The organism is Streptomyces sp. CB02058 (assembly GCF_001905505.1).
GTDB lineage: Bacteria > Actinomycetota > Actinomycetes > Streptomycetales > Streptomycetaceae > Streptomyces.
Genome location: NZ_LIPG01000007.1, coordinates 105550 through 121076 on the forward strand (window position 1 = coordinate 105550; position 15527 = coordinate 121076).

Consider the following 15527-nt stretch of genomic DNA (forward strand, 5'->3'; position numbering starts at 1 on the left):
ACTGCTGGGCCCCGGTCATGGGCGAAATTCCGGCTGACCGGCTGGTTGGCCGTCCGGCACAGCCCGGACATGCGGCGTTCAGTGGCGGCGCGAGCCGTCACTGAACGCCGCAAGCCGACACCGACACCCGGCTCCCCCACGTGCGCGCGGGCGTCGGCCCGGGTGAGGTCACCGCGGCGCCGGGCCTGTGCGGACGTCGTCGCGGGTGGACGTCAGGGGCGGGGCTTGTGCGCGAACACCCACCGGTTCCCCTCCAGCGCGTCGTTCGGCTCGGGAAGGGGGCCACGTCCCCGCAGAGTGGTGAATTCGAAGGGCGTGTGCATCGAGGTGGACCAGCCCTTCGCCGTCAGGTCACCCGCGGAGTCGGGGCGCGGCCCTCTGTCGAAGAGATCGAGCAGATCGATGCCGATCTGTTCCCGCGTCGCCACGTAGATCGGGCTGTCGCGGTATGCCAGCAGATCCTTCTCCAGCTTGGCCTCGAAGGCCAGGGCGCTGCCCCCGGTGGTGAGCCGGTCAACCGTGTCGATGAGATACGTCTCGGCGGGTCCCGGCAGGTAGAAGAGCAGTCCTTCGGCCAGCCAGAAGCTCGGTGCGGCCGGATCGAAGCCTGCGGAGGTCAGCGCGGTGACCCAGTCGTCGCGGAGGTCGACCGGTACCTGGACCCGCTTCGCCCTCGGGGCGGCCGAGAGGTCATTGAGCACCTGCTGCTTGAAGGCCAGCACGCCCGCCTGGTCGATCTCGAAGACGGCGCAGTCGGACGGCAGGTCCAGCCGGAAGGCCCGGGTGTCCAGTCCCGCTCCCAGCAGGACCACTTGCCGGACGCCCGTACCGACCGATCGCTGGAGGAAATCGTCGAGGACTGCGGTCCGCAGGCCGAAGTAGCGGGCGAACCTCCCCCACAACTGGTTGTCGTCCCCGTCCGGTACCTGCTGGATGCTCACCGGCCAGTCCGCGCAGGCGGGGGCCGCGCGTACGAAGTGTTCCGCGTACACGTCCTGGGCCAGGCTGTCGGGGCGGCGGGTCTCGATCGCCCGTGCGGCGGCGACCAGGAGGGCGGTCAGTCCCACGCCTGCGTCCACGCCTTCCGCGCCGCTCGGCCGCGTCTCTGTGGCGGTCCTGTCCTCTTCGGTGGGAGCGAAGAACTGGGAGGGTTCGCTGCTGGGGTGGCGGGGGGCTTCGGTGGTGGACGATTCACTCATCGTTCTCTTCTTTCCGGCAGCAGGACGGGCTTGATCACGCGTCCGGCGTCACAGTCGCGTTCGGCCTCGTTGATGTCGGCCAGCGGGTAGGTGCGGATCAGTTGGTCGAAGGGGAAGCGGCCGGCCTGCCACAGACCGATCAGCCGGGGTATGAGCAGTTCGGGTACGGCATCCCCCTCGCAGATGTGCCGGATGCTGCGGCCTCTGTCGAGCGTGCCCGGTTCGAGCGGCAGGGCCGAGTGCAGACGTGCCACGAGCCCGAGGATGCCGGTGGGGCGCAGCGCGCGGAGCGCGTCGTTGATGAGCGGGGCGGAGGCCGTGGTGTCCAGGGCGTACTGTGCGCCGCCGTCGGTGTGCCGGCGGATGCGTTCGGCCAGTCCGGCCGTCGCGGCGGACAGCGGGACCGCACCGTACCGCTCGGCCAGGTCCAGGCGCCCCTGATGCCGGTCGACGGCCACGGTCCGTACTCCGGCGGAGGTGGCTGCCATGACCGCGGTCAGGCCCACCGCTCCCGCGCCGAGTACGACGAGGGTGTCACCGGGACCGGCACGGAAGGTGTTCAGTACGGCTCCGGCGCCGGTGAGGGCGCCGCAGCCGAGCGGACCGAGCAGTTCGAGCGGCAGGGCGGGGTCGACCCGGACGGCGTTGCGCGCCGGGACGAGGGCGTACTCGGCGAAGGAGGACTGGCCGAACCACCTGGAGGCCACCGCTCCCCCGGTGGCGTCGGTGAGCCGAGAAGCGTCCGCCTCGCGTCCCCCGAAGAGGTTGAGTGAGGCGAAGGAGTCGCAGTAGGCGGGGGCCGCGCCACGGCAGTTCCGGCAGCCTCCGCAGGAATCGAAGCTCAGCACGACGTGGTCGCCGACGCCGATCGCACTGTCGGGGCTGTCGCCCGACGCCACCACGACTCCGGTCCCCTCGTGGCCGAGGACGGCCGGCAGAGGGGTGCGGCCGGCTGATCGCCGGACCGCGAGATCGGTCCGGCACACTCCGCACCCCGCGATCTTCACGAGGATCTCACCTGCGGCCGGGCCTGTCCTCAGGACGACCTCCTCGACCGCGAACGGGGACCCGTAGGAGCGCAGCACGGCGGCTCGGAACCTCATCGCTCTTCCTCCCGCGGCCGGTGCACGACGAACGGACGGAGGTTGCCGTAGAGACCCCACGGTCCGCCGGCGACACCGACCCCGCTGTCCTTGACGCCTGCGAAGGGCTGGGCGAGGGAGAGTTCGGCGTGGTGGTTGATCCAGGCGGTGCCGCATTCGAGCCGGTCGGCTGTCGCCGCCGCCCGGTCGAGATCGGTGCCCCAGACGGAGCCGCCCAGCCCGAAGCCGGTGCTGTTGGCCTCCTCGACGGCCTGGTCGAGGTCTCGGTACGGCAGTACCGGCAGAACCGGTCCGAACTGCTCCTCGGTCACCACCGGGGTGTCGCGCGGGACGTCCGTGAGGATCGTGGGTGCGAAGAAGTAGCCCGGCCCGTCGAGCCGGTGACCGCCGGTCGCCGCCCGGGCGCCGGCGGCCAGGGCCTGTTGTGTGACCCGCTCGACCCGGGCCAGCTGGGGGGCGTTGTTGACCGGCCCGAGCCGGGTGTCCGGGTCCAGGCCGGGTCCGACGACGACGGTCTTCGCGCGGTGCGCGAGGGCCTCGACGACCTCGGCGTGGAGGCGGGCCGGCGCATAGACGCGTTTGACCGCCATGCAGACCTGCCCGCAGTTGCGGAAGGCGGCCCAGAACAGCCGATCCGCGATCCGGTCCACGTCGACGTCGTCCAGGAGGACGGCCGCATCGTTGCCGCCCAGTTCGAGGGTGACACGGGCGAGGGAGGCCGCCGCGGCACCGGCGACGGCCCGTCCGGTCGGCACCGAGCCGGTGAAGGTGACGTGGCGGAAAGCCGGATGGGAGGCGAGGTGGGCACCGAGGGGTTCCCGCCCGGTGACGACGGTCAGGACGTCCTCAGGGAGAGCCGTGGCGAGGACGGCACCGAGCAGTCGGGTGGCGAGGGGCGTGTAGGGGGACGGTTTGAGAACCACGGTGTTGCCGGCCGCGAGTGCGGGAGCGAACTTGGCCGACGCGAGCTGAAGGGGAAAGTTCCACGGCACGATCGCGGCAACAGGGCCGAGAGGGCGCCAGCGGATCTCGCTGTGCACGGGCCGGCCGTCGTCGATCCGGCGGGTACGGGGGGCCAGATCGGCGAAGTACCGCAGCCGGGCCGCCGTACGGGCGACCTCGGCGTACGACTCGGCGAGGGGTTTGCCCTGTTCCCGGGTAAGCAGCGGAGCGAGGTCGTCCCGGGCGGTCTCCACGGCGTCGGCGGCGGCGTTCAGTCCGGTGGCGCGGGCGGCCGGATCGGCGCGCCATCCGGTCCAGGCGCGCCGGGCCCGGTCGATCGCGTCGTCCAGCTCGTCCGGCCGCTGGTCAGGTGTCTCGTCGAAGGTCTCCCCGGTGGCCGGGTCGATGACGGCGAGGCGTGAGGCGCGGTGTTCGAGGGCGCGGTCCACTTCGGGTGTCGGCATCCCGGCGTTCAGTTCAGGGCCGGGACGTCGGCGGCGTGCTCCCGGGCCTGCCGGTCCATTTCCGCCCGGAATGCCGCGACCAAGTGCGGCTGGATCCTTCCGGCATTGCGGTCACCGCCCGAGCAGACCGCTCCGCGCACGCCCACGATGTCCGTGCCGATACGGGTCAGCGGACCGAGGTCGGCCTGCTTGACGCTGCCTGCGAGGGCGGCGAGCAGACCGGCTGCGTGGGCGCGACGGACGAACTCGCCGCAGACGTCCGGCGGAACGTGGTCGAACAGCCGCGTCCCGTCCTTGATCGCGGTGTCCAGCATGGCCGCGTCGGCACCGGCGCGGGCTGCGATGTCGGGCAGGGCGAGCGGATTGACGCAGCCCACGCGGTGGGCGTCGGCATAGCCCGAGGCGACGACCAGCGCGTCCGGTCGGTGGTCCTTCACCGCCCGGACAACCGCCCGCATGACCTCGACGCCTTGCTCAGGAGTGGTACATCCGTACAGCCCCACCTTGATGTACGTGGCACCGGAGACGGCCGCGCCGAGCGCGGCCTGTGCCACGGTGCCCGGCTTGTACGGCACGTCGCCGACTGTGGCGGACACCGGTTTGTCCGCCGGAACCGCGTCGCGGATCTCCCGGATGACCCAGGGAAAGTTGGCGCCGAGAGAGCCTTCGTCAGGCTTCTTGACGTCGACGATGTCGAGGTGTTCCGCCGCCTTCGCGCAAGCGCGCGCTTCCTCGACGCCGTCCGGGGAGATGAGAAGCAACACCGTGAACTCCTTCCGCCGCGAGTCCGCCCGGCCGGGGCACGGGAAACCGCGGATCACCTGGTTCATGTGCGGTGTTCTCATCATTTCCGCTGCCCGCGCGGGGCGGTAGGGCGTGCGGAGTTCCCCGGACGGCGCGTGTACGTCTGCGAATGACTCCGAGTGCACCGGCGCGATGAGCCCGAGGGCGCCGGTTCGACCGCGGACCTCCTGGACCGTGACCAAGGACGCCTTCTGGCAGATGGCCTGACCGAGACCATCGAGGGCGGAGTCGCCTGTGTCGACGCCTTGGTAGGAGGGCTGCGCGCACTCGGGGCCACTTACCGGAATCGGCCATGGGCGTCCCCACCGACAATCCCGGAAGCCTGACCACCGACTACTTCGTCAATCTGCTCGACCAGGGGTTGACCTGGACCCCGTCGGCCCACGATCCGGAGGTCGCGGATGGCGATCGTCCCCGCCGTCCTCACCCTGCTCGGTGATCGGGACCGCGGTCGGTCTCGTGTGCCGACCTCCAGTGATTGCATACCGCTATCAGCGAGTCTAGGCTCGCCCACGCTCAGTGAATGCAATTCGCAACACATCGCTTCGAGGGCAGGAGTCCGTGCCATGTCCCGCGTGAGAGTCCACAACTTCTCCGTCTCCATCGATGGATTCGCCACCGGTGAAGGGCAGAGCCTCGATGCCCCGTTCGGTCACGCCGGCACACGGCTCCATGAGTGGTTCTTCCCGACCAGGACCTTCCAGCAGATGCTGGGCAAGGCGGACGGAAGCACCGGGGCCGATGACGCCGTCGCCGGCACCTGGAACGCCGGCATCGGAGCGGAAATCATGGGCCGCAACAAGTTCGCCCCTCAGCGCGGGCCGTGGGAGAACGAAGACTGGAAGGGCTGGTGGGGGCCCAACCCGCCTTTCCACACGCCGGTGTTCGTCCTGACCCACCACCCCCGCCCCGCGGTGGAGATGGAGGGCGGTACCACCTTCCATTTCATCGACGCCACACCGCAGGAGGCGCTCCGTCAGGCGCGAGAAGCCGCGGGCGGCCTGGACGTGAGGATCGGCGGCGGGCCGACCACGGTCCGCGAGTTCCTCGCAGAAGACCTGGTCGATCATCTCCACGTCGCCGTCGTCCCGATCATCCTGGGCCGCGGTGAGCGCCTGTGGGACGGACTCGAAGGACTCGACGGGCGCTTCCGGACCGAGTCCGTGACAACCCCCAGCGGCGTCACGCACCTGACGTTCACCCGGCCGTAGGCACCTGAGGGCAGCGCGACCGCCCGCACAGGCAGTACCTCCTGCTTGGCATCGACGCCCGGGGCGGGCCGTCCGCTCCGGCGCGATCGTCTCTGCCCCGGGTCCCTGGCGGACGTCCGCTCAGGTCGGCCCAGGCGTGCGCCCATGCCACGCACGCCTTGACGAGGCGGATGAGGGCGCTCCGGCCGACGATCCGGACTCCGCCGCGAGCCCGTCTCAGTACTGCGGCCGGCGTCCGTGGTCCCTCCGTTCCCTCCGCGGCAGCCATCGCTCCACCAACCGCTGCCCCTCGCAGGACCGCGCTGTGGCCCCGGAGGGTGGCGCATCCCTCGGCGGATGCCGCCACCCTCGACCGTTTCCGGCAGCAGCCCTCAGGCCGTCGCCGCGAAAGCGTCGACGCCTGTGAGTCCGGCGGACAGCGCCCACAGCCGCGCGGCCTGCTCGGGGTCGGTCGCGTGTGCGTGCACGCCTCCTTCCGAACCGTCGACGGCCGGCTCGGCGACGTCGCAGTCCTCGCAGTACACACCTCCCATACCGGCCAGTTGGGGAGAGGTCACCGCCCATACCTGCGTCGCCGCGCCCTGCTCAGGCGTCTTGAAGGTGGGATCGGCCGGGTTGCCGCTCTCGTCGATCCAGCCCGCGTCGACCATCTCCGCCTTCGCCAGGTGGCGCTGCAGCGGGGTGAGGATGCTGCCCGGATGCACCGCGAACGCTCTGACTCCGGCGTCGCGGCCGAGCGCGTCGAGTTGCACGGCGAACAGCACGTTCGCCGCCTTCGCCTGGCCGTACGCCTCCCACCGGTCGTACGCGCTCTCGAACTGAACGTCGTCCCAGCGCACTCCGGTGATGCCGTGGGCGCCGGAGGACACGGCGACCACGCGCCCGCCACCCTGCGCGATCGCCGGCCAGAGGTGGTTGACCAGCGCGTAGTGACCCAGGTGGTTCGTGGCGAACTGGGCCTCCCAGCCCGGCCCGACCCGTGTCTCGGGGCAGGCCATGATTCCAGCGTTGTTGATCACGAGGTCGACCTCGCGGCCGGAGGCGAGGAAGCGGTCGGCGAAACCCCGGACGCTGTCGAGGTCCGCGAGGTCGAGGTCCTCGGTCTCGACACCGTCGATGCCCTGCACCGCCTCCTGGGCGGCCTCCCGTCGGCGGGCGGGGACCACGACGTGCGCTCCGGCACGCGCCAGGGCGCGAGTCGTCTCCAGGCCGAGTCCCGAGTAGCCGCCGGTGACGATGGCGGTGCTGCCGGACAGATCGATGCCGCGCAGGACGTCGTCCGCGGTGCTCCGGGCGCCGAGGCCCGATCCGATCTTGTGCTGAGGTGTGGTCATGGCGGCCAAGCTAGGTGCTGGACCGCGCTCTACGGCAAGTGCTGGTGAACGGCACCGTTCCCCGCCAGGCGTACGCCGTTGGCCCTGACGCGCGCCGAACGTCCTGGCGTAGGCTTCCCTCGGCGTTGGACAGGGGGGCGGAAGACATGACGGTCGAGGCAGCACAGAGGTGGGGATCGACCCTCGATTCTGTGGTCGTGTACGAGCGGGGCGCGGTCTGCCGCCGTCTGGCTCGGGGCAGCGTGCCACCGGACGGCAGGGTGCGCGTGACGGGGCTGCCCCGGGCCATTGACCCGGGCTCGCTGCGGGCCCGGGTTCTGGGCACCCCCGGGGTGCGAGTCAGGGAGGCCCGGGTGGAGGTCGAGGCCGAACCGCGGGCCGTTTCCACGCCCGGCGAGTTGCGGCACGAGGTCGAGCGGCTGCGGGACGAGTACGGGGCGGCGCAGGTTCGCCGCGACCACCAGCTGACCCTGATCGGTGAGATCGGTGGGCTGCGCCCGGTGCCCCCGCCCCGCAGGCGCGAGGACGGGCACCGTAGCACCCCGGTCGGCTCCTGGCTCCAGCTGGCCGACTTCGTGGATGACCGGCTGACGGGACTGCACACGCGCCTCGTCGAGCTGGAGGAAGCACTGCTCCGTGCAGAGCACGAGCTCGACATCGCCGTGGACAGGCTCGCCCGCGCGTCCACCGACGTACCGTCGGCGCACGTGGACACGACGGTGTCGGCCCTGCTGATCGTCGATGCCTCGGGCACCGGTGACGCTGCGGCCGAGGTCCTCATTGAACTGGAGTACGGGGTTCCTGGCGCCGTCTGGGTGCCGACGTACCGTCTCACCCACCGTCAGGGCGACAGCAGCGGCCGTCTGGTGCTGCGGGCCTCGGTGGCCCAGCGCACCGGGGAGGACTGGTCCGGGGTGTCCCTCGCGCTGGCCACGGCGGACCTGCGACGCGGCACCGGGCTGCCGAAGCTCCGCTCGGTCAGGATCGGGCGCCGGCAGCCCCCTTCGGCGCCGACCGGCTGGCGGGAGCCCCCGGCGGGGCTCACCGACCTTTTCACCGGGTACGACGCGGCCGGCCCTCGTCCTGCCCCGGCCGCCGTGCCCGTGGCCGCCGGGGCCGTTCCGCCACCGCCGCCCGCACCTCCGGCGGCGTACGGCGGGCCTCCCCCTCCCCCACCGATGCCGGGCAGTGCCTCCCCCGAACAGTTCGCCGTCGGCATGCCCGCGCCCGCGCAGGCCCGGAGGTCTCGTACGGGCGGCGGGCCCGCGTACGGGGGCGCTCCCCTGGCGGCTCCCGCCCCGGCCGCGCCTGGCTCGCCCCCGCCGCCGCCCGCGGCTGCGGTGACCGGTCCGCCGCAGCCCAGCGGCGCGGAGCTCGATTACGCCGCCCTCGTGCTCTGCGGCCCCGAGGAGCGCTCGGCGCGCAGAGGGCGCCTGTTCCCCGGCTCCCCCGTCGACGCGGTGGCGGCCGAGTTCCGCCGGCGCGCCGAAGCGGTGGCGGCGCTTCCGCTGCCGGGGCACGCGGTGCGGCCCCGTGAGTCGGCCGGTTCCTTCGACCACCGCTTCGACACCGCGGCCCGCGCCGACATCCCGTCCGACGGCACCTGGCACACCGTCACCATCGGGGAGATCCCGGTCGGCACGAACACCGAGTACCTCTGCATCCCGTCCGTGGAACAGACCGTGTACGCGACGTTGGTGATATCCAACGAAACCGACCAGGCCCTGCTCGCCGGCCCGGTGGACGTCACGGTCGACGACGACTTCCTGCTGACCGCGGCGTTGCCCACGCTCGCCCCCGGCGGTGTCCGGCGGCTCGGGCTCGGACGGGCCGAGGGCCTCCAGGTCACCCGCCGGACGAATCTGCTCGAGTCCACGGCCGGCTTGCGCAACAACACCACCGTCCTCGACCACCGCGTCCACGTGGAGCTCGCCAACCGCCTCGCGCTTCCCGTGACCGTCGAGGTCCGCGAGCGGGTGCCCGTCACCTCCGACCCGGATGTCCGGATCGAGGAGCGGGCCGACTGGACCGCACCCGAGGACGAAGGCGCCGATGCCGGTCTCCGGGCACCGGGCACCCGTGTCTGGCGGGTCGAGCTGCCCGCGGGCGGCACCGCCGTGCTCGACGGCGGCTACGAAATCCGAATCCCGGCCGGCAAGGCCCTCGTCGGTGGCAACCGCAGGAGCTGACACACACCATGACAACAGCCCCGGAGCCGATCGCCCTTCCGGTCACCGCCGTCACCTGTCTGGAGGACCGCGCCCACGTCGAGCGTGCCCTCGTACTCGATCTGGAGGCGGGGGTCCGGCGTCTGCGCCTCGGACCCGTCAGCGCTCTCGCCGTCGACCGCACCCTGCATGCCGAGCTGACCGCCGATCACCCGGCGGCCGTGCTCGACGTACGGATCACCCGTAGCTGGACGCCGCGCGGTCCTCTGCCGCATGCCGACGACTCCGAGCTGCGCCGGCGAATCGTCGCGTTCGAAGCGGAACAGCTCGACCTGGGGCACCGGCGGGACCGGCTGCAGGCGCGCCGGGACGTCCTCGGACGCCTCGTGGCGGATCTGCTGCGGGACGTCGGGGAGGGGGCGGGCTCCGGGGAGGCCGACAGCTCCCGATGGTCCCTCGAACTGGACCGGGTCGACGGCGAACGAGCCACGTGCGCCGAGCAACTGCGCACCGTGGAGGCCCGCCTGACCGTCCTCGCCGACCAACTCACCGAGGCCCAGCAGGCCATGTACCTGTCCGAGGAGGAGCCCGCCGAGCTCGTCGCGTATGTCGAGCTGACCGTGGAGTCCTCGGCCGCCGGTCCGGTCGGGCTGCGGCTGACCCATCTGACCCCGTGCGCACTGTGGCGGCCCGCCTACCGGGCGGTGCTCGACGGTGATTCCCTGACGCTGGAGACGGACGCGATGGTCTGGCAGCGCACCGGGGAGGACTGGCGTGACGTGAAGCTGACGTTGTCCACGGCCCGGTCCGCTCTCGCCACCGACCCGCCGCGCCTCGGTGAGGACCGGCTCACGCTCACGGACCGCTCACCGGCGGAACGCCGTACGGTCGATGTCGAGCTGCGCGAGGAGGAGATCGGGACGCTCGGCCCGGCTCCGGTACTGGGCCTGCCCGGGGTGGACGACGGCGGCGAGGCACGGGTGCTGCGCGCACCGGTGCGTGTCTCCGTTCCGTCCGACGGCCGTGCCCACCGTGTGCCGCTGTCCGTCGTCACCACGTCCGCCCAGAGTGAGTACGCCTGCTCCCCCGAGCTGTCTCCGCTGGTCACGCAGGTGGTGCGGTTCGACGGCCCAGCGGGGCACGCGCTGCTCGCCGGACCCGTGGACCTGGTCCGTGGAAGCGGATTCAGCGGGCGCGGCACCCTGGACTTCACGGCACCCGGCGCACCCGTCGAGCTCGCCTTCGGCAGCAGCGACGATCACCGGGTGGTCCGGCACACCGAGGAGTCCCGCGAGACGACCGGCATCACCCAGCGCACCGTCATCACCCGTACGGTCCGGCTGCATCTTTCGCGGTTCTCCGCTCCCGGGGAGGAGGGCAACCGCGTGGTCGCCCTTCGGGAGCGGCTCCCCGTCTCAGAAGTCTCGTCGGTGGAGATACGCCTGCGGAAGGAGCACTGCTCCCCCGTGCCCGATACGGTCGACGAGGAAGGCATCGCCCGCTGGGACGTGGTTCTCCCGCCCGACAGCCATCGCACGGTCACCCTGGTCTACGAGCTGTCGGCGGGCTCCAAGGTCACCGGGCTCTGAGCCCGACGACGTACCGGCACCCGGGCTTGACGCGACGCCGGCCCCGGGTCGCACGACTGTGCCGGGCCCTGGGTTCACACCCGTACAGGGCCCGGCACGTGCCACGTTCCCGCGCCGCTGCGGCTCGTGCACGCCCTCGCGGCGACCGGCTGCGGCAAGGGCCGCAAGGCCGGGCTGCGGAGGCGGCGGCGCGGGAGACCGCGGCCGAGTGGTGAACCGGATCAGCGGATGCTGGTCCGGCGGACTTCCTTGCGGGCTGCGCAGTTGGAGTTGTCCACCGACACGTACACGTTGGAGATGTGACCGCCCCAGCTCACGCAGTAGCCCTTGCCGTAGACGTAGGCCGGTCCCGCGTACGAGGTGAAGTTCCCGTAGTCCTCGGCCCACTCGTCGGTGGCGGGAACGTAGATGTACGTGGACATGGCCTTGGCGGTGCCCGGGTTGGTGCGGATGGTCGCGACGCAGTTCTTGCCGTTCGACGAGTTGTACGTCAGATAGACGGTGCCCAGAGAGCCGACGGGCACCGAGTTCACCGTCTTGTAGCTGCTGCCGCAGACGCCCTGGGGTGTGACGTTGGGTGCGGCGGACGCGGTCGTGGCGACGGCGGTCGTGGCACCCACCACCAGAGCGGTCAACGCTCCGGCGGTCGCGATAAAGCGCGTGTTCCTCATATATCCCCCTTGTGTCCCTGAGAGCGGATTGCTCCTACTTGATGTGACCCTCGAGTGTTGCCGATGGTTGTGCGTGCCCCGGGCCCAAAGGTGGGGCGGCGCACCCGGGACGGCGGCGGCGCTGTGGAGGACGGCGCCCCGGGGTGCGGCCCGGTGACGCGACGTCGGGGGGCGCGACACGCTTCGGACGGATCAGGAATCGAGAAGCGTCGACGGGTGATCCACGGATAACGTCACGGACATGGACATCTCGATTCACACGACGCCTCTCCCGCACGACGATCCGGAGGCGACGCTGGCCTTCTACCGTGACGTCCTCGGCTTCGAGGTCCGCAGCGACGTGGGACAGGGCCGGATGCGCTGGATCACGGTCGGACCCGTGGACCAGCCCGGCACGTCCATCCTTCTGGCACCGCCGGCCGCCGATCCGGGGGTCACGGAGGAGGAGCGCCGCACGATCGCCGAGATGATGGCCAAGGGCACGTACGGCTGGATCCTGCTGGCCACCAGGGACCTCGACGGGACCTTCGCGCAGGTGCGGGCAGGTGGCGCCGAGGTCGTCCAGGAGCCGACCGAGCAGCCGTACGGTATGCGCGACTGCGCCTTCCGTGACCCTTCGGGCAACCTGATCCGCATCCAGGAACTTCGCTGAGCCGGACGGTCGTCCCCGTCCTCCGCACACACGATTGAAGGGAGTTCTCCCATGTGCCACCCCGGGTGGGCACGCGCGCTCACCGCCGCACAGCGACTGAACGATCTCGTGGTTCTGCGCCGCGTCCGTGACCGGATCGACCGGGAGTACGCGCGACCGCTGGACGTCGAGGCGCTCGCCCGCGGCGCGAACATGCCGGCCGGGCAGCTCAGCCGGCAGTTCCGGCTCGCGTACGGCGAATCGCCGTACGCCTATCTGATGAGGCGTCGCGTCGAACGCGCGACGGCGTTGCTGCGACGCGGCGGCCTCGGGACCGGCGAGGTCTGCTCGGCCGTCGGCTGCTCGTCGCCGGCTGTGTTCCGTGCCCGCTTCACCGAGCTGACGGGCGTGCCGCCCGGCGCCTACGGCCGCGGTGCGGCGGGGTCATCGGCCGTCGCACCGGAGCGCACGCCCTGCACCTCGGACACCGGCTGAGCCCTCCCCCTGGGGGAAGGGCTCAGCGTCATCCGGATCGAGGGGCGGGCCGGCAGTCACCGACGGCCGACCCGGCGCCCGTGCCCGATGCCCGCGACATGCAGAGCCAGCAGGCCCAGCCCGAGGAGCATGACGTTCACCGAGCTGAAGACATCGTTGGTCGCTATGTCTGCGGCGTTGATGAGGAAGGCGATGAAGAACAGTACGGCTGCGGCTATTCCCAGCATGGTCGGCTCCTTTTCGTGTTGGAACACGCGTTCCCCCACATGCGTGGTTCAGGCCTGTGAACCGTCGGTTCAGGTCCTGGAGCCGGGCGGGCTGGAGCAGTGCGGCTGCACGGTGTGTCTCTTCGGGCCTGCCCGGGTCCGCTGCTCCTCCCGGGCCCCGGGCAGGCGCCGCCGTGGAGCGTTACGACGATGCGACGGTGCCGCTCGGTGCCACCTGGGGCTCCGGCTCCTCCGATTCGCTGAGCTGTTCCCGCAGGTAGTTCCAGGCCACCGCGATCAGCGCTGCGACGGGTACGGCCAGGAGGCTGCCCACGATGCCGGCCAGGCTGCCGCCGAGCGTCACCGCCAGCAGGACCACCGCGGCGTGCAGGCCGAGTCCCCGGCTCTGGATCATGGGCTGGAACACGTTGCCCTCGAGCTGCTGCACGACGAGGATGATCGCCAGCACTATCAGCGCGTCGGTCACTCCGTTCGACACCAGGGCGATGAGCACCGCGACGAATCCCGCGAAGAGCGCGCCCACGATCGGCACGAACGCCGATACGAACGTCAGCACCGCCAGAGGAAGCACCAGCGGCACTCCCACGATCCACAGCCCGATGCCGATGAGCACCGCGTCGAGCAGGCCCACGTACGCCTGGGAGCGCACGAACTCGCACAGTGTGGACCAGCTCCGCGCGGCGACGACCGGGATATCGGTGGCGAGGCGGCCGGGCAGCTGGCGCGAGAGCCACGGCAGGAACTTCGCTCCGTCCTTGAGCATGAAGAACATCAGGAAGATGGCCAGGACGGCGGTGACCACACCGTTGACCACGGTGCTCACGCCCGTCACGACGGTGGTGACCATGCTGCCGAGGCTGTCCTGGAGACGCGCGATCGCGGTGTCGAGTGCGCCGGTGATCTCGTCGTCGCCGATGTTGAACGGCGGACCGGAGGCCCATTCACGCACCCTCTGGATGCCCTCGACCACACCGTCGGTCAGCTCCCCCGACTGATCGGCCACCGGTACGGCGATGAGCGCCACGGTCCCCGCGGCGACGAGAAGGAACAGCACCGTCACGAGGGAAGCCGCGAGCGTCGCGGGCCAGCCTCGTCTGCGCAGGAAGCGCGCGGCGGGCCACGTCAGGGTGGTGAGCAACAGGCCGACTATGAGCGGCCAGATGACCGACCACATGCGGCCCAGGACCCACAGCGCGACCGCGGCCATGACGAGGACCAGGAGCGCCTCGCCCGAGACACGAGCCGAAGTCCTCAGGGCTGCGCGGGTCTTGGCGGAACTCAACGTGACAGACATGGGGGTCACCCTAATCGCCACCGGTTCCCACCCTCACGCCGCTCCCTCGCCGACGCTCCCTCGATGTGGAGCCGAAGGCCGTCCGTCGGGGCGGCGGGCGAGGCCGTTCAGGCGGCGAGCCAGGCGAGGGCCGCGACGACGAGGGCGCGCACCCCGGTGTCCAGAGTGGGCTGGAGCACGGGGGCGAAGTGCGGACTGTGGTTGACCGGAACGTGCGCGGGCTTCCCGGCGCCGTCGGCCGCCGCGAACAGTGCCGGGTCTGTGCCGCCGATGCCCCAGTAGGTGAACGGCACACCGAACGCATCGGGGATCTTGCTCATGTCCTCGCTGGCGGTCTGCAGGTCGACGGTGTGCGCGTCGTCACCGAAGTGCCGGGCGAACGCCTCCGCGACGCGCTGTGTCGTCGCCGCGTCGTTGACCGTCGGGGGGAAGGAGGTGATCGTCTCGAACTCGGGCGGCTTCGGCGCCCCCGAGGCGTGGCACTCCGCCGTCACCACCCGCCGGATGGCCTCCAGCACCTGGGCGCGCGCGTTGTCGTCGTACGTACGGACGTTGACCTGGAGGACGGCGCGGTCAGGGATGATGTTGGGTTCGGTCCCCGCATGGATGCTGCCCACCGTGACCACGGCGGGCGTGAGCGCGGCCACCTCGCGGGAGACGATGGTCTGCAGGCGTACGACGATCATCGCCGCCATCACCACGGGGTCCACCGTCGCCTGTGGCATGGACCCGTGCCCTCCCCTGCCGTGGACGGTGATGCGCAGGCTGTCGGCCGCCGAAAGGAACGATCCGGCACGGGTGCCCACGTATCCCGCCGGGTAGGGCAGCACGTGCTGGGCCAGCACCACGTCGGGGCGGGGCGACTTGGCCGTCAGCCCGTCCGCGAGCATCGCGTCGGCTCCGTCGCCCCGCTCCTCGGAGGGCTGGAAGAGCGCGATGAAGGTGCCCTTCCACTCGTCCTTCGCCCCGGCCAGCAGCCGTGCGCAGCCGATCAGGGTGGCGACGTGCACATCGTGCCCGCAGGCGTGCATGAGGGGCTGCTCGGTGCCGTCGCTCCCGGTCACCGTCGCGGTGGAGGCGTACGGCAGGCCCGTCCGCTCCCGCACCGGGAGGGCGTCCATGTCGGCCCGGACCATGACGGTCGGGCCCTCGCCGTTGGCCAGCACCCCGATCACCCCGGTGCCGCCGATGCCGTCGACGACCCGGTAACCGAGAGCGCGCAGGGCATCGGCCGCCTTCTCGGCCGTACGGTGCTCCTCCAGGCCGAGCTCGGGGTGGAGGTGAAGGTCCTTGTACAGATCCTCGATGTCGGTCCGGATGCCGTCGAGGCCTTCCAGCACGACACGGGTGCTGTCGGTCATGCCGACTCCGTCCGAGCTCGCGTGCTACTTGCTC

Annotated in this window: 14 protein-coding genes; 5 read left to right on the forward strand and 9 right to left on the reverse strand. The window is 71.4% G+C overall.

The window, feature by feature from the left end; all coding sequences use genetic code 11:
- Positions 1-212 precede the first annotated feature (212 nt).
- The 4 genes from AMK10_RS31300 to AMK10_RS31315 are packed head-to-tail and all read right to left on the reverse strand — an operon-like array spanning position 213 to position 4472.
- The gene (locus AMK10_RS31300) at positions 213-1199 is read right to left on the reverse strand and encodes a class I SAM-dependent methyltransferase (protein WP_079180943.1); all 987 of its coding nucleotides are present in this window, start codon (positions 1197-1199) and stop codon (positions 213-215) included.
- Positions 1196-2302, reverse strand: coding sequence for an NAD(P)-dependent alcohol dehydrogenase (locus AMK10_RS31305; RefSeq protein ID WP_073752186.1), 1107 nt, complete (start codon positions 2300-2302; stop codon positions 1196-1198). The genes AMK10_RS31300 and AMK10_RS31305 overlap by 4 nt, the downstream gene beginning before the upstream one ends.
- The gene (locus AMK10_RS31310; protein WP_073752188.1) at positions 2299-3708 is read right to left on the reverse strand and encodes an aldehyde dehydrogenase family protein; all 1410 of its coding nucleotides are present in this window, start codon (positions 3706-3708) and stop codon (positions 2299-2301) included. Before AMK10_RS31310 ends, AMK10_RS31305 begins: the two co-directional genes overlap by 4 nt.
- An 8-nt stretch (positions 3709-3716) precedes the next feature.
- The gene (locus tag AMK10_RS31315) at positions 3717-4472 is read right to left on the reverse strand and encodes a (5-formylfuran-3-yl)methyl phosphate synthase (RefSeq protein WP_073752880.1); all 756 of its coding nucleotides are present in this window, start codon (positions 4470-4472) and stop codon (positions 3717-3719) included.
- A 606-nt stretch (positions 4473-5078) separates the two neighbouring features.
- Here AMK10_RS31315 and AMK10_RS31320 point away from each other — a divergent pair.
- Complete coding sequence (locus tag AMK10_RS31320; RefSeq protein ID WP_073752191.1) at positions 5079-5723, forward strand: dihydrofolate reductase family protein; 645 nt, start codon at positions 5079-5081, stop codon at positions 5721-5723.
- Positions 5724-6094: 371 nt separating this feature from the next.
- On the opposite strand, the gene AMK10_RS31325 is transcribed toward AMK10_RS31320, so the two are convergent.
- A complete protein-coding gene (locus AMK10_RS31325; protein WP_073752193.1) occupies positions 6095-7057 on the reverse strand; it encodes an SDR family NAD(P)-dependent oxidoreductase in 963 nt (320 codons plus the stop codon).
- Between the two features lie 146 nt (positions 7058-7203).
- Between AMK10_RS31325 and AMK10_RS31330 the strand changes: the two genes are divergently transcribed.
- On the forward strand, positions 7204-9246 hold the full coding sequence (locus AMK10_RS31330; protein WP_073752195.1) for a DUF4139 domain-containing protein: 2043 nt from the start codon (positions 7204-7206) through the stop codon (positions 9244-9246).
- A gap of 8 nt (positions 9247-9254) precedes the next feature.
- Positions 9255-10814: a mucoidy inhibitor MuiA family protein gene (locus AMK10_RS31335; protein ID WP_073752197.1), complete on the forward strand. Its 1560-nt coding sequence runs from the start codon at positions 9255-9257 to the stop codon at positions 10812-10814.
- A 221-nt stretch (positions 10815-11035) separates the two neighbouring features.
- Here AMK10_RS31335 and AMK10_RS31340 read toward each other — a convergent pair whose 3' ends face one another.
- On the reverse strand, positions 11036-11485 hold the full coding sequence (locus AMK10_RS31340) for a spore-associated protein (protein WP_073752199.1): 450 nt from the start codon (positions 11483-11485) through the stop codon (positions 11036-11038).
- Between the two features lie 241 nt (positions 11486-11726).
- Between AMK10_RS31340 and AMK10_RS31345 the strand changes: the two genes are divergently transcribed.
- Together AMK10_RS31345 and AMK10_RS31350 are read left to right on the forward strand one after the other, a co-directional pair.
- Entirely contained in the window at positions 11727-12137 is a 411-nt protein-coding gene (locus AMK10_RS31345) for a VOC family protein (RefSeq protein WP_073752201.1), read from the forward strand.
- A gap of 51 nt (positions 12138-12188) precedes the next feature.
- On the forward strand, positions 12189-12611 hold the full coding sequence (locus AMK10_RS31350) for a helix-turn-helix domain-containing protein (RefSeq protein ID WP_073752202.1): 423 nt from the start codon (positions 12189-12191) through the stop codon (positions 12609-12611).
- Positions 12612-12667: 56 nt separating this feature from the next.
- On the opposite strand, the gene AMK10_RS37845 is transcribed toward AMK10_RS31350, so the two are convergent.
- From AMK10_RS37845 to AMK10_RS31360, 3 genes are all read right to left on the reverse strand, one after another.
- Positions 12668-12838, reverse strand: a complete 171-nt coding sequence (locus AMK10_RS37845) for a hypothetical protein (protein WP_198959833.1) — start codon at positions 12836-12838, stop codon at positions 12668-12670.
- 181 nt (positions 12839-13019) lie between these two features.
- A complete protein-coding gene (locus tag AMK10_RS31355; protein WP_073752203.1) occupies positions 13020-14132 on the reverse strand; it encodes an AI-2E family transporter in 1113 nt (370 codons plus the stop codon).
- Positions 14133-14239: 107 nt separating this feature from the next.
- Complete coding sequence (locus tag AMK10_RS31360) at positions 14240-15493, reverse strand: amidohydrolase (protein WP_073752204.1); 1254 nt, start codon at positions 15491-15493, stop codon at positions 14240-14242.
- Positions 15494-15527 lie beyond the last annotated feature (34 nt).